Annotated in this window: 21 protein-coding genes; 10 read left to right on the top strand and 11 right to left on the bottom strand. The window is 54.5% G+C overall.

Annotated features, from left to right (window positions below; genetic code table 11):
• Window positions 1-125 precede the first annotated feature (125 nt).
• Window positions 126-2,453 carry an ATP-dependent Clp protease ATP-binding subunit gene (locus KQI10_RS05335; protein WP_216566377.1) on the bottom strand — a complete coding sequence of 776 codons (2,328 nt, stop codon included), beginning with the start codon at window positions 2,451-2,453 and terminating at the stop codon, window positions 126-128.
• Window positions 2,454-2,609: 156 nt separating this feature from the next.
• Here KQI10_RS05335 and KQI10_RS05340 point away from each other — a divergent pair, with 156 nt between their 5' ends.
• The 3 genes from KQI10_RS05340 (at window position 2,610) to rsmI (ending at window position 4,379) form a co-directional block, all read left to right on the top strand.
• Window positions 2,610-2,780 (top strand): DUF362 domain-containing protein, encoded by a 171-nt coding sequence (locus KQI10_RS05340; RefSeq protein WP_216566378.1) that lies wholly within the window; start codon window positions 2,610-2,612, stop codon window positions 2,778-2,780.
• Between the two features lie 61 nt (window positions 2,781-2,841).
• On the top strand, window positions 2,842-3,531 hold the full coding sequence (locus KQI10_RS05345; protein ID WP_216566379.1) for a tRNA1(Val) (adenine(37)-N6)-methyltransferase: 690 nt from the start codon (window positions 2,842-2,844) through the stop codon (window positions 3,529-3,531).
• Between the two features lie 14 nt (window positions 3,532-3,545).
• Window positions 3,546-4,379 carry a 16S rRNA (cytidine(1402)-2'-O)-methyltransferase gene (rsmI, locus tag KQI10_RS05350; protein WP_216566380.1) on the top strand — a complete coding sequence of 278 codons (834 nt, stop codon included), beginning with the start codon at window positions 3,546-3,548 and terminating at the stop codon, window positions 4,377-4,379.
• A 131-nt stretch (window positions 4,380-4,510) separates the two neighbouring features.
• On the opposite strand, the gene KQI10_RS05355 is transcribed toward rsmI, so the two are convergent.
• From KQI10_RS05355 to KQI10_RS05370, 4 genes are all read right to left on the bottom strand, one after another.
• Complete coding sequence (locus KQI10_RS05355; RefSeq protein ID WP_216566381.1) at window positions 4,511-7,153, bottom strand: ABC transporter permease; 2,643 nt, start codon at window positions 7,151-7,153, stop codon at window positions 4,511-4,513.
• Window positions 7,154-7,168: 15 nt separating this feature from the next.
• Window positions 7,169-7,840 (bottom strand): ABC transporter ATP-binding protein, encoded by a 672-nt coding sequence (locus KQI10_RS05360; protein WP_216566382.1) that lies wholly within the window; start codon window positions 7,838-7,840, stop codon window positions 7,169-7,171.
• Between the two features lie 136 nt (window positions 7,841-7,976).
• Window positions 7,977-8,867, bottom strand: coding sequence for a sensor histidine kinase KdpD (locus tag KQI10_RS05365; RefSeq protein ID WP_216566383.1), 891 nt, complete (start codon window positions 8,865-8,867; stop codon window positions 7,977-7,979).
• A gap of 1 nt (window position 8,868) precedes the next feature.
• On the bottom strand, window positions 8,869-9,546 hold the full coding sequence (locus KQI10_RS05370; RefSeq protein WP_216566421.1) for a response regulator transcription factor: 678 nt from the start codon (window positions 9,544-9,546) through the stop codon (window positions 8,869-8,871).
• Between the two features lie 157 nt (window positions 9,547-9,703).
• Here KQI10_RS05370 and KQI10_RS05375 point away from each other — a divergent pair, with 157 nt between their 5' ends.
• The gene (locus KQI10_RS05375; protein WP_216566384.1) at window positions 9,704-10,282 is read left to right on the top strand and encodes a spore maturation protein A; all 579 of its coding nucleotides are present in this window, start codon (window positions 9,704-9,706) and stop codon (window positions 10,280-10,282) included.
• Entirely contained in the window at window positions 10,270-10,788 is a 519-nt protein-coding gene (locus KQI10_RS05380; RefSeq protein ID WP_216566385.1) for a spore maturation protein, read from the top strand. The genes KQI10_RS05375 and KQI10_RS05380 overlap by 13 nt, the downstream gene beginning before the upstream one ends.
• Before the next feature lie 50 nt (window positions 10,789-10,838).
• Here KQI10_RS05380 and KQI10_RS05385 read toward each other — a convergent pair whose 3' ends face one another.
• The 3 genes from KQI10_RS05385 to KQI10_RS05395 all read right to left on the bottom strand — a co-directional run bounded on the left by KQI10_RS05385 (window position 10,839) and on the right by KQI10_RS05395 (window position 13,648).
• The gene (locus KQI10_RS05385; RefSeq protein WP_216566386.1) at window positions 10,839-11,939 is read right to left on the bottom strand and encodes a DUF4367 domain-containing protein; all 1,101 of its coding nucleotides are present in this window, start codon (window positions 11,937-11,939) and stop codon (window positions 10,839-10,841) included.
• Window positions 11,936-12,496, bottom strand: coding sequence for an RNA polymerase sigma factor (locus tag KQI10_RS05390; protein WP_216566387.1), 561 nt, complete (start codon window positions 12,494-12,496; stop codon window positions 11,936-11,938). Before KQI10_RS05390 ends, KQI10_RS05385 begins: the two co-directional genes overlap by 4 nt.
• 165 nt (window positions 12,497-12,661) lie before the next feature.
• Window positions 12,662-13,648 (bottom strand): 3'-5' exonuclease, encoded by a 987-nt coding sequence (locus tag KQI10_RS05395; protein ID WP_216566388.1) that lies wholly within the window; start codon window positions 13,646-13,648, stop codon window positions 12,662-12,664.
• A 214-nt stretch (window positions 13,649-13,862) separates the two neighbouring features.
• Between KQI10_RS05395 and KQI10_RS05400 the strand changes: the two genes are divergently transcribed.
• The gene (locus tag KQI10_RS05400; protein ID WP_253285167.1) at window positions 13,863-15,731 is read left to right on the top strand and encodes a glycogen/starch synthase; all 1,869 of its coding nucleotides are present in this window, start codon (window positions 13,863-13,865) and stop codon (window positions 15,729-15,731) included.
• Window positions 15,732-15,821: 90 nt separating this feature from the next.
• Here KQI10_RS05400 and spoVAC read toward each other — a convergent pair whose 3' ends face one another.
• Together spoVAC and KQI10_RS05410 are read right to left on the bottom strand one after the other, a co-directional pair.
• Window positions 15,822-16,256 carry a stage V sporulation protein AC gene (spoVAC, locus tag KQI10_RS05405; protein ID WP_216566389.1) on the bottom strand — a complete coding sequence of 145 codons (435 nt, stop codon included), beginning with the start codon at window positions 16,254-16,256 and terminating at the stop codon, window positions 15,822-15,824.
• 267 nt (window positions 16,257-16,523) lie between these two features.
• Window positions 16,524-17,558, bottom strand: coding sequence for a hypothetical protein (locus KQI10_RS05410; protein WP_216566390.1), 1,035 nt, complete (start codon window positions 17,556-17,558; stop codon window positions 16,524-16,526).
• A 306-nt stretch (window positions 17,559-17,864) separates the two neighbouring features.
• On the opposite strand from KQI10_RS05410, the gene KQI10_RS05415 reads away from it, so the two are divergent.
• The 4 genes from KQI10_RS05415 to KQI10_RS05430 all read left to right on the top strand — a co-directional run bounded on the left by KQI10_RS05415 (window position 17,865) and on the right by KQI10_RS05430 (window position 20,637).
• A complete protein-coding gene (locus KQI10_RS05415; protein ID WP_216566391.1) occupies window positions 17,865-18,500 on the top strand; it encodes an RluA family pseudouridine synthase in 636 nt (211 codons plus the stop codon).
• 12 nt (window positions 18,501-18,512) lie between these two features.
• The gene (locus KQI10_RS05420) at window positions 18,513-18,773 is read left to right on the top strand and encodes a cysteine-rich small domain-containing protein (RefSeq protein WP_216566392.1); all 261 of its coding nucleotides are present in this window, start codon (window positions 18,513-18,515) and stop codon (window positions 18,771-18,773) included.
• A gap of 4 nt (window positions 18,774-18,777) precedes the next feature.
• Window positions 18,778-19,890, top strand: a complete 1,113-nt coding sequence (locus tag KQI10_RS05425; protein WP_216566393.1) for an aldo/keto reductase — start codon at window positions 18,778-18,780, stop codon at window positions 19,888-19,890.
• A gap of 72 nt (window positions 19,891-19,962) precedes the next feature.
• Complete coding sequence (locus KQI10_RS05430; RefSeq protein ID WP_216566394.1) at window positions 19,963-20,637, top strand: PolC-type DNA polymerase III; 675 nt, start codon at window positions 19,963-19,965, stop codon at window positions 20,635-20,637.
• A gap of 242 nt (window positions 20,638-20,879) precedes the next feature.
• Here KQI10_RS05430 and KQI10_RS05435 read toward each other — a convergent pair whose 3' ends face one another.
• Window positions 20,880-22,238 carry an MATE family efflux transporter gene (locus KQI10_RS05435; RefSeq protein WP_216566395.1) on the bottom strand — a complete coding sequence of 453 codons (1,359 nt, stop codon included), beginning with the start codon at window positions 22,236-22,238 and terminating at the stop codon, window positions 20,880-20,882.
• Between the last annotated feature and the right edge of the window lie 6 nt (window positions 22,239-22,244).

Here is a 22,244-nt window from a genome sequence, read left to right on the forward strand (position 1 = left end):
TTTTTGTACAGTATAAATCCTCTTCCGAAAAAAATCAATCGTTTTTTGCGAAACCCTCCCGGAATTCTCTGGAAAAGCCTATTTTTCCCCGTATTTTCAAACGTGTGTTCAGTTATTCTGTCGATTCAGGCGCCAAACCGCAGCTTTCCGTCCTCCAGCCGTGACCGGACCCTGCCGGGCTTTCGGGGACAGCGCAGCAGGAACATGGCCAGTGCGTCCTCTACCTCGGTCTGCACCAGCCGGCGCAGCTGCCGCGCTCCGTCCTTCCCTCCGCAGCGGCTGCTCAGCGCTTGAGAAAGGCCGTTGGGGAGCACCAGCTGGATTCCGGCGGCGGCGCTGCGCTGCTCCAGCTGCCGCAGATATTTCTGGGCGATGGCCTCCATGGCGCTCTCCCCCAGTGGGTCGAAGAACACCGTGGCGTCCAGACGACCCAGAAATTCCGGCGTAAACTGGTCCTGCAGTGCCTGGACGAAGAGGCCCTTCTTTCCGTCCGAGCAGAAGCCAAGCCCCTCGCCCCGAAGGCTGCCGCCTACATTGGAGGTCATGACCACAATGGTATTCTTGAAGCTGACATGCCGCCCGGTGGAATCCGTCAGCTCCCCCTCCTCCATAATTTGCAGCAGCAGGCCCAGCACCTCCGGGTGGGCCTTTTCCAGCTCATCCAGCAGCACCAGGGAATAGGGCCGTCTGCGGACTGCCTCTGTCAGCTTGCCGCCTTCCTCATAGCCTACATAGCCCGGGGGCGCGCCGATCAGCCGGGACACGGAATGTTTTTCCATATACTCCGTCATATCCAGCCGCAGCATGGCATCCGCGCTTCCGTAGACCTCTGTGGCAAGCGCCCGGCACAGCTCGGTCTTCCCTACACCGGTTGGCCCGGTAAAAAGCAGACAGGCAATGGGGCGGCCAGCGTCACGGATGCCGGAAAAACCTCGCCGCACCGCCTCCGCCACGGTTTTCACCGCCTTGGGCTGGCCCATGACGTGGGCAGACAGCAGTCCTTCCAGATTCAGCAGGCGTTCTCGCTCCCCTGCCGTCAAACGGCCCACGGGAATCCCTGTCCGGGCGGAGACCACCCAGGCAATATCCGCCGCCGTCACCGCCCGGGCCCGCTTGCCGTCCGGGGCACGCTCCATCAGATTCTGGACCTTATCCCGCAGCTCTGCCGCCCGCTCAAACCGCCGCTCCCGCACCGCCTCCCGCAGTTCCTCCTCCAATTCTTTCCGGGCGGAGGAACCACGGGTGCAGGTCGTCTCCTCCATTTTTGCCCGGGCCGCGCCCTCATCCAGCAGGTCGATGGCCTTATCCGGCAGGTACAGGTCCGGAAGATACCGGACAGACAGCCGCACCGCCTCCCGCATAGCCTCTTCCGTGATCCGCAGTCTGTGGTGGCGTTCCAGGCCGGGTTTCAGCGCCCGGAGAATTTCCAGCGCCGTCTCCCCATCCGGCTCCTCCACGCTTACAGGGCGAAATCGCCGCTCCAGGGCGGCATCCTTTTCAATATATTTCCGGTACTCCTCCCGGGTAGTGGCTCCCACCATTTGCAGCTCTCCCCGGCCCAGGGCAGGTTTCAGAATATTGGCGGCGTCAATGGCCCCCTCCGCCGCGCCGGCCCCGACAATGGTATGCATTTCGTCCACAAAGAGAATCACGTCCCCGCTGCGCCGGATCTCCGCCAGCACATCCCGCAGCCGCTCCTCAAATTCCCCCCGGTACTTGGTACCCGCCACCAGGCTTGCCATATTCAGGCTGTAGAGGCGCTTTTCTTTTAACTGGGGCGGCACGTTGCCCACGGCCATCCGCTGGGCCAGGCCCTCGGCAATAGCCGTCTTTCCCACTCCCGGCTCCCCAATCAGGGCGGGGTTATTCTTGTTCTTCCGGCACAGGATCCCCACCACCGTATCGATCTCCTTCTCCCGTCCGATGACGGGATCCATATTCACGGCTTTCTGGACCAGATCCTCACTGAATTGCTCCAAAAGTTTCGTAGATACTCCCTCCTTTTTTCCGCCCCGCAGCCGGGGTACGTCCTGAAACAGATACTCCAGCGTATGGGTGAACAGTGCGTCCGCACTGACGCCGCAGGTTTTCAGCAGCTGGCTTGCACCGCTATCTTCCACTCTGGCCATAGCCAGCAGCACATGGGCAGGCCGCGCCTCCCGGAATCCCTGATGTTTCGCTTCCCGGGCCGCCTGACGCAAAATTCTTCTGGCCGCCCGGGTCAGTCCCTGGGGAAGGGGCAGCTCCGCCCGGCCGACGCCATAGAGCAGCATGGTCAGCTGCCGCAGGAATTCCGGCTCGATGCCGAATGACCGCAGCAGCTGGGCCGTGCCGCCGGACATCTGGCACAGTGCCAGCAGCAGATGCACCGAGCCCACATAGCTGTGGCCCAGACGTCTGGCCTCCGCCCCGGAGCGCCGGATCAGTTCCTCCGTTTGTCCGTAATAGCCCATGGAATGCCCCCTTTCGGCTTCAGTTTCGCCAGTCAAAAGAGGAAATATACGGAAATCAAAAATTTATAAAAAAGGAATTGCATTTTTAAAAATCCATGCTAGAATATAGGTGCATTGTGAGAATGCACACCGAAAAAACGATAGGAGGTATTTTTCATGGCTTACAAAATTACCGATGCTTGCCTGAAGTGTGGTTCCTGCGCTGAGCAGTGCCCCGTTGAGGCTATTTCCGAGGGCGAAGACAAGTACGTAATCGATCCCGATGTCTGTGTCAGCTGCGGTTCCTGCGCCGATCAGTGCCCCGCTGATGCTATCGAGGAAGGCTAATTCTTCGGAAACCACCGGCCTGCGTCCTGCGCAGGCCGGTTTTCAATATAAGGAACACAACTTGGAAACACTTTTGAATGGCTTTACCCTGGATGTACCGGAAGGCTGCTTCCCTCTGAGCACGGACAGCATGCTCCTGAGCTGGTTTGCGAAACTGCCCAGGAACGCCCGGGTTCTGGACCTCGGTTCCGGCTGCGGTACCCTTGGGCTGCTGCTCTGCGCCCGGGAAAAACAATGCCGCGTTACCGGCATTGAACTGACAGAGCAGGCCCACCGGGCGGCCCTTGAGAACATCGGCCGGAATGGTCTGGAGCACCGCATGGAAAGTATATGCGTGGACATCCGGCAAGTTCCCTCCCTGCTTTCCCCCGGAATCTTCACAACCGTCGTCTCCAATCCGCCCTATTTTTCCGCCGGTCCCCAAAGCGCCGCTCTGCCCCTGGCCCGGCGGGAGGACTGCTGCACCATCCGGGAGCTGCTGCGAAGCGCCGCCTGGGCCCTGAAATACAGCGGAGACCTGTTTCTTGTCCACCGCCCGGAGCGACTGGGGGAGATCATCGCCCGGGCAGGTTCCTTTTCCCTGGAAGCCAAAGAGCTGTGTCTGGTACGGCACCGTCCGAACGGGCCCATCATTCTGATCCTTCTGCGGCTGCGCAAGGGTGGAAAGCCCGGTCTTATCTTCCGGGAACTGACGCTGACGGACGAATACGGACGTCCTTCCGAAGAATACAAATCCATCTACCATATATAGAATAGGAGGCCCCTATGGCCGGAATGCTGTATCTCGTCCCCACCCCTATCGGGAACCTGGGAGACATCTCCAAACGCGCCCGGGAAACTCTGGAAAGCGCGGACTTTATCGCCGCAGAGGATACCCGGGTGACGCTGAAGCTCCTGAACCATCTGGAACTGAAAAAGCCCCTTGTAAGCTACTATGAGCACAACAAGTCCTTCAAGGGCGAGAAAATTCTGGATAGGATTTTGTCCGGGGAGACCTGCGCTCTGGTCTCCGACGCCGGAAGCCCTGCCATCTCTGACCCGGGAGAGGATTTGGTGAAGCAGTGCGCCGCCGCGGGCATTACGGTCTGCGCCATCCCCGGTCCCTGCGCCGCCATCACCGCCCTGAGCATTTCCGGCCAGTCTACCGGCCGGTTCTGCTTTGAGGGCTTTCTGTCCACCGCCAAGAAAAGCCGCCGGGAACACCTGGACAGCTTAAAGGGCGAGCAGCGAACCATGATTTTCTACGAAGCTCCCCACAAGCTGCTGAACACCCTGCAGGATATGGCAGAGGCCTTTGGCCCTGACCGGCCCATCAGCCTCTGCCGGGAACTGACCAAGCTCCACGAGGAGGTGGTCCGGACCACCCTGGGGGAAGCCATCGCCAAATACACCGAAACCGCCCCCAAGGGCGAATTCGTCCTTATCCTGGCCGGTGCCCCTGAGGAGGTCAAAGAAGCCCCCTCCGAAGCCGATGCCGCCGCCCGGGTAAAAGAACTTCTTTCCCAGGGTCTATCCCGTAAGGATGCGGTAAAGCAAACCGCCACAGAACTGGGGCTGCCCAAAAACACCGTTTACGCTCTGGCGTTGGAAGAAGAATGACCCCAAGATTTCCTTATAAAAAAGCACCGGGAAGGTCCGATTTCTTCGGCTTCCCGGTGCTTTTTATAATTCTTTTCTTTTGAATATGATTTGATTGGATATGCGGCCCTCTGCTTTTTCGTTGTTGGATTCTATTGGGTATCTCTCAACTGTTCCACAATGCTGCATCTGGCAGTGTGATTATACATAACACCAGGAATCAGCCATCCCAGCAGTGCAAACATCGGTATGGCAAGCAAAACAGGAACGATTGTAAACCTTGCGCTGAAGAACCAGAACATATGCTCCAGAAGATCACCGACCAAAGGATTCAGCACGAAAGAAAGAACAAGTGCTGCGGCGGCAGAACTGAGTGCATAAAACAGGCCCTCGTAGATCAGCATGGCTCTTAACTGTTTGTTGGTCATACCTACTGCCTGTAATACCGCAAATTCTCTCTTTCGAGAAATAATTCCTGTCATAATGGCATTGAAGAAGTTGAGAACACCCACAAGCCCAATGATGGCGCAGAGCAGGCCGCCCAACAGCAGGAACATATTCTGATAGCTCTTAAATTCTGCACGGAGGGTGGTCTTGCTTTCGTACATCAGTGGCGATAAATCATTGGCTGTAAGTTCCGAAAGATAGCTTTCCGCAGCATCTTCTGCGGCCATATCCGGGGTATCGAACAGCCAGAATAAGGGGACCGGCTCTTGTTGACTGTCCCGCGCCAGTGTTGTTACAGGCAGAAGAAAACGGTGTCCGAATGTACCATATCGGTAACTCATGGAGTTGGGTATCGTCACATAAGCGCAGACGGTATAGTTCACATCACGGCTTTGGGAAACGTAGTATTGCAGAAATTCCTGGGGTGTGGATTCCTCACATTTTTTGCCCGTTCGACTGTCAATGTAATAGCCATCCTCCACATAGCTGATGGTCTGTGGAGAACCGATACGCGGGTATTGTTCCGAAATGGACACCTTGCCGTAATCGTCTGTAGAAACCGCCATGGCAATTGCATTGCTGCCTTCTTGAAACAAAGGAGCCAGATCTCCCTCTACAACCGTCAGCTTTTCAAACAGGCTTTCGTCCAATCCTTCGATTTGGGCTTCAGCACCAACCAGTTCTCCTCGGTGGGCCGTCATGGCCAGTTCCGATTCCAGCGTTTCCGAGAAACCGAATCTGGAACGCTCTGCACGCCATGCTTCTTCTGTTATCCAAGATTTCGAGCCTAGCAATTGATAGCCGCATCCTGAAAGAGATGACCGTGTATTTGCTTTTATTTGCTCTATCTGCTCCTGAGAAATATAGCTTTCGGAGCAATTGTACCGAAAATAGTCTGTAGAGCTGACGATAAAGTCCGCACAGGTTTGCTTGGCCAGATACTTTTCCATATCAAAGCCCCCGGTAAAAGTGACCAGGATGTTGAGAAGTACCACGGAAAGAGAAAGAGAGATTACTACAAGAACCGTTTTTCTTTTATTGCGACCCAAATTGGCAAATGCCATTTGATATACTTTTGCGCCACGGGTGCTACGCTGTTTCTTTTTGCTTTTTACAGTTTCCGTATACTTTGTTGCTTCCACCGGAGAGACCTTTGAAGCGATTTTCCCCGGACGGGCGCAGGAGAGCATCACTGTAAGGAGCGCAAACAGCGCAGAAGCGAGGAAAATGAGCGGTGAAGTGCTGACGGTAGAAACGCCGGCACCAAAAGTGGTCCGTGCCATTATGACTGGTGTCAGAAACGCACCGACACCGTATCCAAACAGCAAACCGGTGGGAATGCCTGCAACACACAAAAACAGTGCCTGCTGACGAATAATGCGCTTCAGCTGCCGGGGGGTGACACCGATGGTTTTCAGCAAACCATAGAATCGAATATCCCCGGTAACGGAAATCTGAAAAATGTTGTAGATGATGAGATACCCTGTAAAGATCACCAGCACAAGGAAAGCGACAATCGCCAGGAGCGTTGCTGCATCCATGCTTTCGCCAAGCTGAGAAGATGTATAGCCCCAGTTTACACCGATGCGCACAAGCTCCCCTTCCCCCGTTTCGTCCCAGGCATACCCCAAGTCCTGATCCACCTGCTCCATCTGTCCCCGGATGTTGATGCCGGATGCCAGCATCACATTCAAATCAACACGGAACGGTTCCAATCCCTTGGACAGGGCTTCGGTTTCGATTTCCTTTGCGTATTGTTCGCTGATATTGATATAGTGAACGGGACTGATATCATCATATTCCCACCAGCCAACCAGAGTAAACCTATCTGTTTTCTCATAAGGCATTGCGGATAAAGAACCCACCGTAAAGGACAGTTCAATTTCCGCACCCAGTTCAGGCGCAACACCCAACAGCTTTAAGGTATAGGTATCCATGGTGATTTCATTTCTTCCCTGTGGGACATGTCCTGTGGTGGGTTCTGCGAAACTCCATTCGGTGCAATTGTCATCCATGAAGCTAACTTCGGCAGGGGCTTTCGCAAAAATCCCACTGTCCATATATCCAATGGTAATACGTTTTCCAGTGGCTTTTACGTTTGGGTGGGCTGATATATTCTCGATCTGTTCTTCTGTCACTTCCTTAAAGGTTCCGTGGCAGTAACCGCCGACCTGACGGAACGTGTACATTTCGTAACTGGAATTCATGGACATGACGATGGTAAACAGCGAGGTAAACAGCAGCGCAGTCAGGGCAATAGCGATAATTGCGATCATGTTGCGCTTCCGGGATGCCCATAAAAAACGCCAACTTAGTTTTCGGATACATTTTCTGTTTTTGACATTCATTTTCGCCACCTCCTGTTAGTTCCGGGTGACGATCCGTCCATCTTCGATACGGATAATGCGGTCTGCCATCTGCGCAATTTCTTCGTTGTGGGTGATCATTACAATGGTCTGGGCGAACTTCTGGCTGGTAACTTTCAAAAGGCTCAATACATCCTGGCTGGTTTTGGAATCCAGATTGCCTGTGGGTTCGTCAGCGAGAATGATGGCCGGAGCGGCGGCCAATGCACGGGCAATGGCTACACGCTGCTGCTGACCACCGGAAAGCTGGCTGGGCAGAGCATCCAGCTTCTGCTCCAGTCCCAGTGTCTGCACGATCTGCTGAACAAAGTCCTTGTTGACTTTGCCACCGTCCAGTTCAATGGGAAGAATGATATTTTCATACACATTCAGCACCGGAACAAGATTGTAGCTCTGAAATACAAAGCCGATTTTCCTGCGGCGGAAGATGGTCAGGGCTTCCTCTTTCAAGGAGAAAATATTCTGTCTGTCCACCAAGACCGTGCCGCTGGTAGGGCGGTCCAGCCCGCCCAGCATATGCAGCAGTGTGGATTTTCCGGAGCCGGATGTGCCGACGATTGCCACAAATTCGCCTTTCTCCACACTCAAATCAACGCCGTCCAGCGCATGAACCGCATTATTGCCAGTGCCATAAATTTTTCTCAGGTTCTTTGCCTGTAAAATTTCCATAAACGGGTACCTCCATGAAAAAAATCTGTATGTACGCAAAGAAGTCCTCCTTTGATACATACAGATTATGGCATAGGATTCTTTCCACATTCTTTCCGGTTGGAAATGAATTCTAACAGTTTTGAAAGAATGGATGCTATTTCGGCAGAAACACAGAAAAAGTGCTTCCTTTGCCGGGAATGGAAGAGACCTTGATATAGCCGCCCTCGCCGGATAGGATTTGCCGTGCTAAATACAAGCCGATTCCAACGCCCTCCTGTTCCCCCGCATTCTTTGAACGGTAAAACCGGGTGAAGATTTTGGATCGTTCACTTTCCGGGATGCCAGGGCCGGTATCCGATATATCGATCCTGGCAAACATTTCATAGCTCACAGCAGAAATCGTGATCACGCCATGCTCTGTATATTTGATGGCATTGTCTACCACATTCGCCAGTGCTTCTGCTGTCCATTTCATATCAAAGGTAGCAGCAGTATCTGTATCATGCAGTTGCAAAGACAATCCTTTTTCAGCAGCTTTGGCAGCATATTGTTCCGCAATTCCCCCAAGTAGTGGCTGTAATGCCGTGGGCTGCGGTGACAGAGAAAGAATCCCATTCTCCAACCGGGACAGCTTCACAAGCGAATCAATCAAAAATCGCAATTTCTCCGCCTGATCATATAGCGCATCCACATTTGCTTTTGCCGATGGAGGAAGATCTTCTTCCATCAAAAGTTCACTGTATAACAGCAGGTTTGCAATCGGCGTTTTTGTCTGATGCGAAATATCCGCAATCAGAGATTTGATCCTATCCTTTTCCTGTGCCACATTCCGTGAAGAAGTTTCTGCCGCGGAAAGGTAATGCGCAAACTTCGTTTCCAGTGCAGACAGTTTGCTTTCATCAAAACCGCTTTCAGAAAAGGAGCCGGCCATGGCGGCATCCAACATTTTCTCGATTGTCTCCATGGTTTTTCTGGCTTTTCTTTGATTCCAAAACACAATAACTGCCGCTGCCAGAAAACACAGCAGTATAACAGCAATTCCCATCTCATTCCTCTTTCTTTACCCAGCTATACCCGATTCCATAAACAGTCTTGATATATTCCTGTGCGCCAAGTTTATCTCTCAAACGCTTGATCGTAACAGACAAAGCGTTTTCATCCACATATTCTGCGCCGTCTGTCCAAATCCGGTCTACAAGATCTCCACGGGTCATGGTTCTCCCTCGGTTTTCCACAAGCAAGCGCAGCAGTTTTTGCTCTGTTTTGCTCAGTTCCACCTTGGCTTCCCCTACACAAAAGGTCATGGTTCCAAAGTCAAAGGAAAAATGGTCGATCTGAATCGGTGTGTTTTTATGGATGGTCATTTTCTTTCGCAGTTGGGTATTGACCCTTGCCCGCAAAACCGAAAGAGAAAAAGGCTTGGTAATGTAGTCGTCAGCCCCTCGTTCCAATCCGTCTACAATATCCAGATCGGTGTCATTGGCAGTCAGCAGAATGACAGGAATATCGGGTGTGTTTTCCTTGACCTCCCGGAGCAGTTCAAGCCCACTGCCATCCGGCAGATTGATATCCAACAAAATCAAGGATACTCCGCCGAAAAGCAGCTGCTCTTTCGCCGTTTTCAGGTCCTGGCAGGAAATGATCTGCCGATTCTCTGCTTTCAGTGCTTTGCATAAGCCCTGATTCAAACCAATATCATCTTCAACGATCAATAATTGCTCCATCTGTCTCACGCCCTTATTACTCAGAGCTTCCCTGGTTATTGTCACGACTCTGAAAAGATACTGTATTTTCTGATGATTATACCCCAAGACGCCCCTATAATCAATCCGTTCTTTTTCCCCGGCCCCGGCATAGGCTTGTTTCGAAGGGGGCGGAAACATGGTTTTGGGGTGGATTTGGACAGGTCTTATTGCCGTCAGCATTCTTTCGGCGGCACTGACCGGCAAAGGCGGCGGGCTTGCGGCGGCGGCTATGAGGGGGGCGCAGTCGGGGGTGACGGTGGCCATTTCTATGGCCGGGGGGCTGTGTCTGTGGTCCGGAGTGGGGCGGCTGCTGGAGGCAAACGGAGTCATGGAGGCGTTGTCCCGGCTTCTGGACCCTGTTTTGGGGCGGGTCTTTCCGGACAGCCGGAAGAATCCTGATCTTCGCAAATCTCTTTGCGGCAACATCTGCGCCAATCTCCTGGGGCTGGGCAACGCCGCCACTCCCATGGGCATCCGGGCAGCCAAAGCATTAAAGCCCCCGGGTTCTCCAACCGCCGGGGACCAGCTGTGCCGACTGGTGGTTTTAAACACCGCCTCCATTCAGCTGCTGCCCACCAATGTGGCCGCCCTCCGGGCCGCCCTGGGCTGCCCCCGGCCCTTTGATATTCTCCCGGCGGTATGGCTGACAAGCCTTCTCTCCGCCGGGCTGGGAGTGGCCGCCGCCACGGCCCTGGGAAAGCTATGGAAGTCTTAACGGACTATCTGGTTCCCGTGATTTTGTTGCTGGCATCGGGCCTGGCCCTGAGGAAAAAGGAAAACAGCTATGCCTTGCTGCTGGAGGGAGGGGCGGAGGGGCTGCGGCTTCTCAAAGATATTCTCCCCACCCTCATTATGCTGCTTACCGCCGTAGAACTGTTCCGCTCCTCCGGGGCGGCGGAACTTTTGCAGCGGTTCTTATCACCGGTCTTTTCGTTCCTGGGTATTCCTGTGGAATGCGCTCTGCTGGTGCTGGTGCGGCCCATCAGCGGCAGTGCCGCCCTGGCTGTGGCCACAGACCTGATGGGCGTTTACGGTGTGGATTCCCAAATTGGCCGGACAGCGGCAATCATGCTTGGCTCCACGGAGACCACTTTTTATACCATCAGCGTTTATTTTGGAGCCGCAAATATCCGCCGCAGCCGCTACACCCTCCCCGCCGCCCTGTTTGCGGACCTGGTAGGGTTTACCGCCGCCGCCTGGACTGCAAAGCTGTTTTTCTGAGGATGCAAAGACGTTCGATCCAAAAATTTGGACCGAACGTCTTTTGCGCGTTATTTGACCTTTTGAACGCTGTCCGCCAGTTGTTGCAGCTGGTCAGCGGTCATGCTATCCGCAGTGATCTGAAAGACTACCTTGTTCTCCCAATCCACCCAGACAATGTGTCCCTGGGTTACAGCGGCAGGCATTCCCTGAACCGTTGCGGCTTCTCCGCCGCCGTTCATTTTGAGAATTGTATCCGGGGTCTCGGGAACCGGCTCTGAATCCTGGGCAGAATCTCCATCCTTGTCACCATTCAGCAGGAACGTTTCATATTCCAGTTCCACAGTGGTATTTTTCTTGGCATCAATGTACCAGCGATACACGTAGGCGAACCAACCGCTGCCATCTTCCCTGGGGCTGGCAATGAATTCCGTCTCCGGGTAGTTTTCCGGCAGTCCGGTAATTTGATAGTCCCCCAGCTCCTCCAGTGCCAGCTGATAACGGTCTTCATTGGTGGGTTTCAGGTCCGGATCCGGCCGGACGCTCTCGGCAACCCGCATCAGATCCAGCTCCGTATCTCCCGTCAGCAACATGAAGCCAACGCCCCGGTCCTCATCCGTCCAGAGCAGCACCCGCTCACCGCCGGTGCAGGTATACAGTGTTCCGGGAATGCTCCCCACGGTGATGCTTTCTTCCTTCGTGACGCTTTCAAGCACCAGGTCGGTGGCGTTGTCTCCCCGGGTCGTCTCCAGCACAAGTGCGCTTTCGTCCGATGCCGTTGCAAAGTGCAGTGTCTGGTGTCCATAGGCCTTGGCACTGACAAAACGCAGATGGTAGCCCTCCGGGAGCCAGGTGGGGCAATACGTTTGCAGGCCCTCATAGGTATCGGCAGTCGATTGAAAATTGATTTCCGCCTCATAGGGCGCGGAGACATTTGCTTCCACACTTTCCCCGGTTCCCTGCATATACCGCTTGGTGTTCAGCTGAATTCTCGCCGTTACCGCATAGGCTGTAACGCCCAGCAGGCTGACAAGCACTGCCGCAATCAAAAAATACCGAATCTTACCGCTGTGCTTTTTCATAGAAATATCCTCCTTATTTGGAGCATCCGCCATAGCAAGATATCGATCCTCAATACCGCTCATTGCGCCGTAAAGGTCTTTTCCGGTCATTGTGTATAGCCCTCCTTTTCCAGAAACCGTTTCAGTTCCGCCCGAAGCTTTTTCAGCCGGTATTTTACCTGGTACTCCCGCATATCGTACTTTCCCCCCAGCTCCGCCGCTGTCCGATTATAGTAGTATCGGCCCACAAACAGGGCGCAGTCGGTTCCGCTCAGGCGGGACAAAAACCGGTTCAGGGTCTTCGCCAACTCCCGCTGTTCGGCACGCATCTCCGGCTGCGCGGCCGGATCCGGAATGCACTCCTCCAGCTCGGAAATGGCGACCTCCGCGAAGGCGGAACGCTTTTGGGCGTTCCCATAGTCAAACCGGCTCAGGGCCAGATTGCGGGTAATGCGGGATAAATAGTATTTGAGCGCTTTGGGCACCTCCGGCGGGATCTTGTTCCAGGCCGCCAGATAGGTATCGTTTACGACTTCCTCGGAATCCTCCGGGACGGAAAGAATCCGCCCGGCAACACTCCGCAAAAATCGGCCATATTTTCGGTCCGTCTGCGAAACGGCTTCCTCAGAGCGCTGAAAGAAAAGCTCGATGATCTGTAAATCTTCCATGGGTTACTCCTTGGGTCACTCTTTTTGATTGTAAGGCCTTACATCCATACAGTAGGATTTTCACGCTCGGGCGGAGAAATTTTTCCAAAACAAAAAGACGTGGCCGCAAACGTCACGCCTTTCTGGTTTCCGGGCAAGCTGCCCGTATCCGGTGGGATTCCCCGGTCATTCTGTTTTCTGCTTTCCGGCCCCGCGGGAGCGTCTTCTTCTCCGGCGGCGGGGGCGCTCCTCGGGGTCAGCCTTTTCTGCCCGGCGGGCGTAGGCCTCGGCGGCCTCGGAGGTAGCCTCATAGGTCAAGCGGCTGACCCGCACCATGCCGTCCGGCTGCTCGCTGAGCCGGATACGGATCAGGAACTTCCCGTGCTCCGGGCAGGTTGCCAGATCCATGTACCGGTGGCCCGGCTGTGCGAACCAACGGGAGCCCAGCATCTGCCGCCCGCACTCCGGGCAGAGATTTTCCGGCCCGGACATGGCGGCCAGAGCCGCGGTCTTATCCGGCAGATCCCGGAAGACCTCCCGCTGGATGCAGCCGGGCAGCTCTGCCCCATGGAAGCCGTTTTCATGGTTCCGCAGGGCTGTGTCATATTCCATTTTTCCACGCTCCAGGTCCAGCCTTGCGCAGATCAGCGCCGTATGATAGGCATCTCCCAGGGCGTCATGGGCCGGGCGGCTGGCTTCAATACCGCAGATCTCCATGGCGGTCTTCAGGGCCTTTTGGGAGGTGGAGCCGTCGGTCTGGGCATTGAAAATCATCTGGGCGTTATACCAGCGGCCTGTCCAGCTTTCATCCAGCCCGTACAGCCGCAGGTTCTCCCGGAGAATGCCGATATCGTCAAACCCCCAGGTCAGGAAAGTGATATCCTCGCCGCACCAGCCGCGGAACCGCTCCACGGCCTCCGGAAAGGGCACCCCCTCCTCCCGCAGCCGGGTCTCCTTGATGCCCGTCAGCTTGCTGACCCGGCGGTTCAGGTGCCGGTAGACCTTGGGCCGCACCATGATCTGGAACTCATCCGCAACCTGTCCCGCTTCCGTGACCCGGACGGCGCCGATCTGGATGATCTCCCCCCGGATGGCAACGGGAAGCTGCTTCTGGGAAGAAGGGGACCCGGGCCAGGGCTGATTCCATTCCATATCCAAAACGATATAATCCATCATGAAAACCTCTTGATTCCGTCTTTTTTGTATCATACCACACATATGCCGCTTCTGTAAATATGTTCTTCCGAAAACTTCTGAAATTATTCCGATTGCATTTCCCCGAAAGATGTATTATACTTAGGGTAGGGTTTGTAAGATTTCCCATGTATTCCCGGATTCGACCCATTTTGATTTGTTGATTCTGTGTAAATTCAGGAGGTAAAAACCCATGCCGAATACCAAGGAAGCTGCCGTAACCGAACCGGCAGAAAAGCCCGCCAAAAAGCGCGGAGCAAATAAAGCGGCCGCCGACGCCCCCAGGAAGCGCGCGTCCTCCAAGGCCGCTTCCCGAACCAAAGAAACCGCCCCGGAGGTGAAGACTGCCGAAGCGCCCAAACGTCAGCGCGCCAGAAAGGCACCCGCGCCAAAGGCTGAAGATATTACAAAGCCGGAGACAGCCCCCCAGTTGCCCAGAGAATCGGCCCAGGAAGCACCGGCGGAGGACATCTCCGCGCCGGAAGTCCCCGTTTTGGAAATGCCCATCGAAACTGCCCCGGAAACGGCTGAAACCGTTCCGGAACCCATTCAAGAGGAGGCCAAGTCTATGCCTGAATCCTATTTCATACCCCAGCCCGGCCCCAGAAGAAGCGTCGTCTTCATCGGCTCGGAATGCTATCCCTTTGTAAAAACCGGCGGTCTGGCAGACGTGATGTATGCCCTGCCCAAGGCTCTGTCCCGGATGAACTGCGACGTGAAAGTCATTCTTCCCCGCTATGCCTGCATTCCCTGGGAGTACCAGTGCAAAATGGTCTACCGGGGCGAATTCCAGATGCCCCTGTGCAGCGATGGCCGCAGCTTTTATGTAGGCATCATGGAATACGTCTGGGACGGCGTTGTCTATGATTTCATTGACAACCAGGAATTTTTCTCCGACGGCAACCCCTACACCAGCATCATCGGGGATATCCCCAAGTTCTGCTTCTTCTCCAAGGCCGCTCTGGCGGCCCTGAACTACATGGACTGGATTCCGGATGTGATTCACTGCCACGACTGGCAGGCGGCGCTGGTGCCCGTATATCTGCGGACCCTGTTCCAGACCACGCCCCTGAGCCGGGCCAAAACCATGCTGACTATCCACAATCTGCGCTTCCAGGGTGTTTATAACATCCCCACCATTCGCTACTGGTCCGGGCTTCCGAACTTCGTATTCAACAAGGACGCCCTGTCCCAGAACTGGCTGGACGCCAATATGCTCAAGGGCGGCCTGACCTACTGCAATATGATCACCACCGTCAGCAATACTTACGCCGGAGAGATTCAGACCCCGGAGTACGGCGAAACATTGGACGCCCACCTGCGCTACCACTCCGGCAAGCTGCGGGGCATCGTCAACGGCATTGACTACGACATCTGGAACCCCTGGACGGATCCCATGCTGCACACCAATTACGACATCACCAACGTCCTGCCCCGGAAGAAGGAGAATAAGCGGGCATTGCAGGAGGAGCTTGGGCTATGGCAGGACGACCACAAGTTTGTCATTGGCCTGATCTCCCGGCTGACCAACCAGAAGGGTCTGGATCTGGTAAACGCCATTCTGCCCCAGATCATGGACGAGCACACCCAGGTTGTTGTCCTCGGCACCGGCGACAAGGGCTATGAGGATGCTTTCCGGTACTATGAAAACGCCTACAGGGGTAACCTCTGTGCCAACATCATGTATGACGAAGGCCGGGCCCACCGGATCTACGCCGGCGCGGATGCCCTGCTTGTGCCCTCCAAGTTCGAGCCCTGCGGCCTGACCCAGCTCATCGGTATGCACTACGGCACCATTCCCATCGTCCGGGAAACCGGCGGCTTGAAGGACACCGTGCAGCCCCACAACGAATTCACCCACGACGGCAACGGCTTCACCTTCGACCGATACGATCCGGGCCTTCTGCTGGACGCCATCAACCGGGCCAAGACCTTCTATTTCACCAACCGCTACTGCTGGGACGAAATGGTCCAGCGGGATATGGACAAGAACGTTTCCTGGGAGAACTCCGCCTGGCAGTATCGCAACCTGTACCTGGAGCTGACGGCAGACCGGGGGTAACTGCCGGGGTTCCGCTTCAAAGGCAATAACCATTTCGGGGGTGCCGCAACTTGTAAGTTAGCAGCACCCCCGCAGTTTTGCAGCCGCCTTTTACAGCGTCGCAAAAAAATAGATTACCCCATAGACCACCGAGGCGCTGAGTCCATAGACGATGACCGGCCCCGCTATGGTGAACATTTTAGCCCCTACGCCCAGAACAAAACCCTCAGTCTGAAACTCCACGGCCGGGGCAGCGATGGCGTTGGCAAAGCCTGTGATGGGAACCAGTGTCCCGGCTCCCGCAATTTTGGCGATATCGTCATACAGGCTCAATCCCGTCAGCAGGGCGGAAAGGGCAACCAGCGTCATGGAGGCGGCTGTCCCCGCGTCCTGCTTGCCGGCTCCCATGGTGCCGTAAAGCGTCATCAGGCATTGCCCCAGCAGGCAGATCAGCCCGCCGATGACAAAGGCAAACAGGCAGTCCTTCCCGATATGGGATCTGGGGCTGATTTCTTTTACGAGCTTGGCATACTGTTTTTGGGTCATACAAATCCCTCCTGACGGCAGTATGCCCGGATTCCCGAAGAATAGCACAAACCGGGATGACGCCTGAGGGCACCATCCCGGTTTTCTGCAATTACCCCACATCAACAGGTCTTCCTGATAAGGCAATTATACGTTGTCATCCTTACAAGGGGCGTGGACAAAAAGAATCTCATCCTCTGTCTCAATTATTTCCTCTTCATGGATTGGGAGAATTTCCCATTTCATTCTTGGCTTTGAAAGAAGGCCCGTGCGCTGCGGGTCTAGAAATTATTTCTTTGTCATTCTTTCCACCCCGGGATATAGCCCATTGTACAGTAGATCTCTCATTTTTCGCAGATCACTGACATCAACCAAATCCGGGTCCATCTGCAGTTTCAAGTTAACGCTTCCATTGGAATGCTTCTTTACCAAAATTTCAGGTGTATTTTCAGCATCGTTGAATAGCATCGGCAAATGTGTTTGCGCCAATGGTGAAATGACGTTAAACCATTCCGCTCCACAAATATAGTAGTACGGATACCACTCTATTGGAAAGTAGCCATTGGGTATCGGTCCTAATTGCAAACGTGATTCGTTGCCGAAATACTTCATATGCCCGCTACATTTAGAGGGATAATCTATTGGCGTTACAGCCACGCGCCCGTTCATATTTGCTATTTGGCAGGATATTTCGTTCAGAAATATCGCAAACTGCTCCGCCACGCTTGAAACCTGCTTATTCAGGCAGAATATGGGAATAGATAACCCTATTTCCCCATTGAATAAGTGGGCATTTGAAAAATATGGTGTTCTTGTAACATATCCCTCAGCCTCCAGACGTTGAATTGTTGTCTGAGCAATCCGATTGGGCTCGTAAAAAAAGGATAAAATGGCATCTATCCATTCAATTTGTTTGTTGTTGATTTGGGCTACCCGTTCTCTGTAAAATTCAAAATAATCCTCAAATATTTCTGTATCTCTCTTGCCACATGTTGTTGGATACCAAAGTTCTTTCTTATATGCACGGAATGTTTTCTTATTATAAATTCTCTCGCATTGAACCGCCGCTTCAACACCAGCAAAGCAAGTGTCTTCCTGCTTTATTCTGTCCAGTAACGTTTCTACCTTGACATTTTTTTCTTTCCAATACCAGTCGACAACAAATTGTTCCGAAAAGAAAGACTCACACCAAATCACAAATGACCTAAGTAAAAAATCCGACTGATTCTTTTCCAGTTCGAAAAATTCCGCTTCCAGATGTAGGTAACGTGCATCTATCATGCCATTTTGGGGGCACGTTGTCACAGATTGAAACACTTCCATTGGTACATCCTCCCTTTTTACAACAGCATACATGATATTTTCAACATGGCAACCAGGCATGCATCTTTTCCCTTCCAGAAAAACTGATGTATGCCTTTAATCCCCTTCATCAATTCGTTCCAGTCATGAAACCGGGCGCCGCACCGTATGGTAAAATCTTTACCAATGCAATTATACACCAACGCCGCGTGATCCGCAACACCTGTTCCCATCATACGGTTTTAAACGCATGCCCATTCCCGTGCAAAAACTCTTTCTTGAAAACCTGGAACAGCTTTGCTACAATAAGGGAAACGAGGTGAAGTCATGGAGATTCTATACAGCGACGCGGATATTCTGGTCTGCGTCAAGCCCGCCCGGGTGCTGTCTACGGACGAGCCGGGGGGGCTGCCGGAGCTTGTTCGGCAGGCGTTGGGAGACGAAAAAGCGGATGTGCGGACGGTCCACCGGCTGGACCGGGTGGTCAGCGGTCTGATGGTGCTGGCCCGGAACGCTGCCAGCGCTTCGGAGCTTTCCCGGCAGATCCGGGAAGGGTCCTTTGGGAAAGAGTATCTGGCCGTCGTCCATGGCGCACCGCGGGAGCACTCCGGCACCTTCCGGGACCTCCTTGGCCGGGACAAGGCCCGGCGCATGACCTTTGTAGCGGAAAAGGAAGCCAGGGGAATCCAGGAAGCGGTCCTAGACTATGCAGTCCTGAAAACGGCGGAGCAGATGAGCAAGGTCCGCATCCGTCTGCATACGGGCCGCACACACCAGATTCGGGTGCAGTTTGCCAGCCGCGGAATGCCGCTGGTGGGAGAGCGGAAGTATTCCGAAAGGAACGATCCCTGCGAGATCGCCCTCTGGTCCTGCCGTCTGACCTTTGCCCACCCCGCAACCGGCAAAAAAATGGAATTTTCCAAGGAGCCGCCCCAGGCGTTTCCCTGGAATGTATTTGCATAAGGAGGCAGAGCAATGCCCAATTACGATTTTTTCCAGCACAAAAAATGTGAATATTTTCCCTGCCACAAGGGGGCTGACCCTGAAACCTTCAGTTGCATTTTCTGCTATTGTCCTCTGTACGCCCTGGGAGAAAACTGTGGCGGCAGCTTTACTTATACCAAAGATGGCATCAAGGACTGCTCCCGCTGCCTGCGTCCCCACAGGCGGGAAAATTACAACGCCATCTGCGAAAAAATGTCCGGAATTCTGGAATTGGCAAGGAAGAAGGAGTAACCCTATGGAAAAAATGCAAAAAAAGTTAGGCTTCGGCTTCATGCGTCTGCCCATGAAGGATGGGCAGGCGGACATTCCTCAGACCTGCGATATGGTAGACCTGTTTCTGCGCCGGGGCTTCAACTATTTCGATACGGCCCGGGGCTATCTGGACGGCAAGGCGGAGACGCTGATCCGCACCTGCCTGACCAGCCGTCACCCCAGAGAAAGCTACCTTCTGACGGATAAGCTCTCCGGGAATTACTTCAAAACCGAGGCGGATATCCGCCCGCTGTTTGAAAGCCAGCTGACGGACTGCGGCGTGGAGTACTTCGATTTCTACCTGATGCACTCTCAGTGCCGGGAGAATTACGACCATTATCAGCAGTGCCATGCCTATGAGACTGCCTTTGCCCTGAAAGCCGAAGGAAAGATCCGCCATGTGGGCATTTCCTTCCACGACACGGCAGACTTTCTGGACCAGATTCTGACGGAGCACCCGGAGATTGAAATCGTCCAGCTCCAATTCAACTACCTGGACTATGAAGATCCGGCCATTCAAAGCAGGCTTTGCTACGAGGTCTGCCGGAAGCACGGAAAGCCTGTACTGGTCATGGAGCCGGTCAAGGGTGGACGGCTGACCCAGCTGCCGGAGAAGGCCCGGAAAATTCTGGACGAACTTCATGGCGGCAGCAACGCCAGCTACGCCATCCGCTTCGCCGCGGGCTTTGAGGGCATCAAAATGGTGCTCTCCGGTATGAGTTCCATTGAACAGCTCAGGGACAACACGGATTACATGACGGATTTCAAACCTCTGGACGACCGGGAGCGGAAGGCGCTTTCCGAGGTCTGCCGGGTGTTCCGGGGCATGCATCTGATTCCCTGTACCGCCTGCCGCTACTGCGAGGCCGGATGCCCCAGGAAGATCCATATTCCGGATCTCTTCGCCGTCCTGAATGCCCGCCAGATTTACAGCGACTGGAACGGCGAATTCTATTACGACGTCCACACCCGGAACGGCGGAAAAGCCTCGGATTGCATAAAATGCGGCCAATGTGAGAATATCTGCCCCCAGCATTTACACATCCGGGAACTGTTGGAGCAGGTAGCGGAAATCTATGACAAAAAGGCGGAATAGCCTCGCCAAACTTGACAGAATTGCCTATGGGCGGTATACTGTCCGCAAAAGAGAGATTGGAGAACCTTTTGTATGCTTGCTTCCGCTCAGGGAAAGAATCTGAACCGCTACATCCCGGACTATGTGCTGTTCGATCTGGAAACCACCGGAATTTCCTGCAATTGCGACGATGTGATCGAAATCTCCGCCGTAAAGGTCCGGGGCGGGAAAATTGTGGATAGTTTCTCGTCACTGGTCAACCCCGGCAGACCCATCCCCTGGGCAGCCAGTCAAGTGAACAATATCACGGACGAACTGGTGTCCGACGCCCCGACCATGGAGGAGATTCTTCCGCGGTTCCTGGACTTCTTCGGCAACGATATTCTGGTGGGCCACAACATTGAGCGGTTCGACCTGAAATTCCTTGCCCGGGACTGCCGGACCCGGTTCGGCCTGGTACCGGGCAATGACTATGTGGATACCCTGCGCTATGCCCGCTGCCGCCTGGCAGGGCTCCAAACCTACCGGCTGACGGCGCTGGCGGAGCACTATGGCCTTTCCACATCCGGCGCCCATCGGGCCCTGAACGACTGCCGGATGAACCAGCAGGTCTTCGAGCGCCTGGCCCGGGAGCCGGAGACAAACGCCGCCCCGGAGAAGCTCTGCCCTCTCTGCGGCGCCCCCATGACCAAACGCCGTGGCCGCTTCGGCGCCTTCTACGGCTGCACCGGCTACCCATTGTGCCGGTATACGGAAAATATTCCATAATGGCAAAAAAAGGGACTGTCTCAAAATAGCAAAGTGCCCAAAGAGAACAATGTCATTGCGAACCAGCGCGCACGCTGGTGTGGCAATCCCCCCGATTTTCAAACATCTACGTTAGAAAGTCCTAGATTTTACGTCTATCCGGGGGATTGCCACACCAGTGACTCGGTCACTGGCTCGCAATGACATTTCATTTTTGGTTATTTTGACCCATTAAAGTGCATAGTGAAACAGCCCCTTCTCTGTTACAGCCTTTCCGCCGCCCTGTTCCAGTTCAGGCGGAAGATGTAGATAACGAAGAGAATGCAGCTGACCGTCCAGGTCAGGGGGTAGGCCCAGGAGATCATGCGGAATTCGTGGATGAATTGCAGAATGACCGTCACATAGATGCTCCGCAGCACGCACCAGCAGCCCAGCATGACCACCATAGGCACCGTGGATTTGCCGCAGCCCCGGAGAACGCCGGCCGCGCAGTGGGCCAAGGCCAGCATGCAGTAAAAGAGCGTGTCAATTCGCGCGTGGATAATGCCGTAGACGATGGCCTCCGGATCGCTGATAAAGAGCTTCAGCAGCTGCGGAATCGAGATGTACAGGATAATGCCAATGATTTCCGCCGCGATCATAGCGGAGAGAACGCCGAAAAGAGAGCCTTTCTTGGCCCGTTCGATGTTGCCCGCGCCCAGATTCTGGCTGACGAAGGTGGGAAGCGTCATACTCATGGCAGTCACAGGCAGGAAAGCAAAGCCTTCCACCTTGCTGTAGGCCCCCAGGCCGCTCATGGCGTAGGCGCCGAAGGAATTGACGTTGGACTGAATGACCACATTGCCAAGACCGATCACAGCGTTCTGGACGCCCGTTGGCAATCCCTGCCGGATGATCCGGGACATCATCTCTTTGTCCCAGCGGATAAGGCGCGGATTCAGGCGCAGGTGCTCCTCCGGCTCCCGGAGCATCCGGACAAGACACAGCACCACGCTGAGGCCCTGCGCAATGACCGTTGCCACGGCAGCGCCGGTGACGTCCCAGTGGAACACGGCTACAAACAGCAGATCCAGCACCACGTTCGTCGCGGAGGAAATGCCCAGGTAGTACAGCGGCCGCAGGCTGTCGCCCTGGGCCTGCATGATGGACATGCAGATGTTGTACAGCACGATGGTGGTCACACCGCCGAAGTACACCCGGAAATACTGCAAGGAGTAAGGAAGCACATCCTCCGGGGTTTTCATCCAGACCAGCATCCTGGGCACAATCAACAATCCCGCCACTGTGGCAATGACAGAGGCGGCAATGCCGAAAAAGAAGTCCGTATGGATGGCTTTTTGGGTGTTCGCCTTGTCCTGGGCGCCGAAGTAGCGGGAGATGACCACGCCGCCGCCGACACCGATGCCGCTGAAAAAGCCGATAATCATAAAGGTCAGATTGCCGCCGCTGCTGACAGCGGCGAAGGCATTGTTGCTTGCAAAATTGCCAATGACCCAGGCGTCCGCCATATTGTAAAACTGCTGCAGAAGCTGCCCCAGGAACAGGGGCAGCGCAAAGCGCAGAATGGAGTCCGGGATGCTGCCGGAGGTCAGAGATTGGACCTTTTTCAATTGGGTGTTCATTCCATT

Origin of the sequence: Pseudoflavonifractor sp. MSJ-30, from assembly GCF_018918045.1 — a bacterium.
Classification (GTDB): domain Bacteria; phylum Bacillota; class Clostridia; order Oscillospirales; family Oscillospiraceae; genus Faecousia.

Bases quoted from the DNA above. Each gene is read 5' to 3' on its own strand.
- KQI10_RS05410 (WP_216566390.1), bottom strand. From the start codon at position 17,558: ATGGAAGTGTTTCAATCTGTGACAACGTGCCCCCAAAATGGCATGATA.
- KQI10_RS05360 (WP_216566382.1), bottom strand. From the start codon at position 7,840: ATGGAAATTTTACAGGCAAAGAACCTGAGAAAAATTTATGGCACTGGC.
- rsmI (WP_216566380.1), top strand. From the start codon at position 3,546: ATGGCCGGAATGCTGTATCTCGTCCCCACCCCTATCGGGAACCTGGGA.
- KQI10_RS05365 (WP_216566383.1), bottom strand. From the start codon at position 8,867: ATGGGAATTGCTGTTATACTGCTGTGTTTTCTGGCAGCGGCAGTTATT.
- KQI10_RS05340 (WP_216566378.1), top strand. From the start codon at position 2,610: ATGGCTTACAAAATTACCGATGCTTGCCTGAAGTGTGGTTCCTGCGCT.
- KQI10_RS05425 (WP_216566393.1), top strand. From the start codon at position 18,778: ATGGAAAAAATGCAAAAAAAGTTAGGCTTCGGCTTCATGCGTCTGCCC.
- KQI10_RS05375 (WP_216566384.1), top strand. From the start codon at position 9,704: ATGGTTTTGGGGTGGATTTGGACAGGTCTTATTGCCGTCAGCATTCTT.
- KQI10_RS05400 (WP_253285167.1), top strand. From the start codon at position 13,863: ATGCCGAATACCAAGGAAGCTGCCGTAACCGAACCGGCAGAAAAGCCC.
- KQI10_RS05435 (WP_216566395.1), bottom strand. From the start codon at position 22,238: ATGAACACCCAATTGAAAAAGGTCCAATCTCTGACCTCCGGCAGCATC.
- KQI10_RS05370 (WP_216566421.1), bottom strand. From the start codon at position 9,546: ATGGAGCAATTATTGATCGTTGAAGATGATATTGGTTTGAATCAGGGC.
- KQI10_RS05430 (WP_216566394.1), top strand. From the start codon at position 19,963: ATGCTTGCTTCCGCTCAGGGAAAGAATCTGAACCGCTACATCCCGGAC.
- KQI10_RS05385 (WP_216566386.1), bottom strand. From the start codon at position 11,939: ATGACCGGAAAAGACCTTTACGGCGCAATGAGCGGTATTGAGGATCGA.
- KQI10_RS05390 (WP_216566387.1), bottom strand. From the start codon at position 12,496: ATGGAAGATTTACAGATCATCGAGCTTTTCTTTCAGCGCTCTGAGGAA.
- KQI10_RS05420 (WP_216566392.1), top strand. From the start codon at position 18,513: ATGCCCAATTACGATTTTTTCCAGCACAAAAAATGTGAATATTTTCCC.
- KQI10_RS05355 (WP_216566381.1), bottom strand. From the start codon at position 7,153: ATGAATGTCAAAAACAGAAAATGTATCCGAAAACTAAGTTGGCGTTTT.
- spoVAC (WP_216566389.1), bottom strand. From the start codon at position 16,256: ATGACCCAAAAACAGTATGCCAAGCTCGTAAAAGAAATCAGCCCCAGA.
- KQI10_RS05415 (WP_216566391.1), top strand. From the start codon at position 17,865: ATGGAGATTCTATACAGCGACGCGGATATTCTGGTCTGCGTCAAGCCC.
- KQI10_RS05335 (WP_216566377.1), bottom strand. From the start codon at position 2,453: ATGGGCTATTACGGACAAACGGAGGAACTGATCCGGCGCTCCGGGGCG.
- KQI10_RS05380 (WP_216566385.1), top strand. From the start codon at position 10,270: ATGGAAGTCTTAACGGACTATCTGGTTCCCGTGATTTTGTTGCTGGCA.
- KQI10_RS05395 (WP_216566388.1), bottom strand. From the start codon at position 13,648: ATGGATTATATCGTTTTGGATATGGAATGGAATCAGCCCTGGCCCGGG.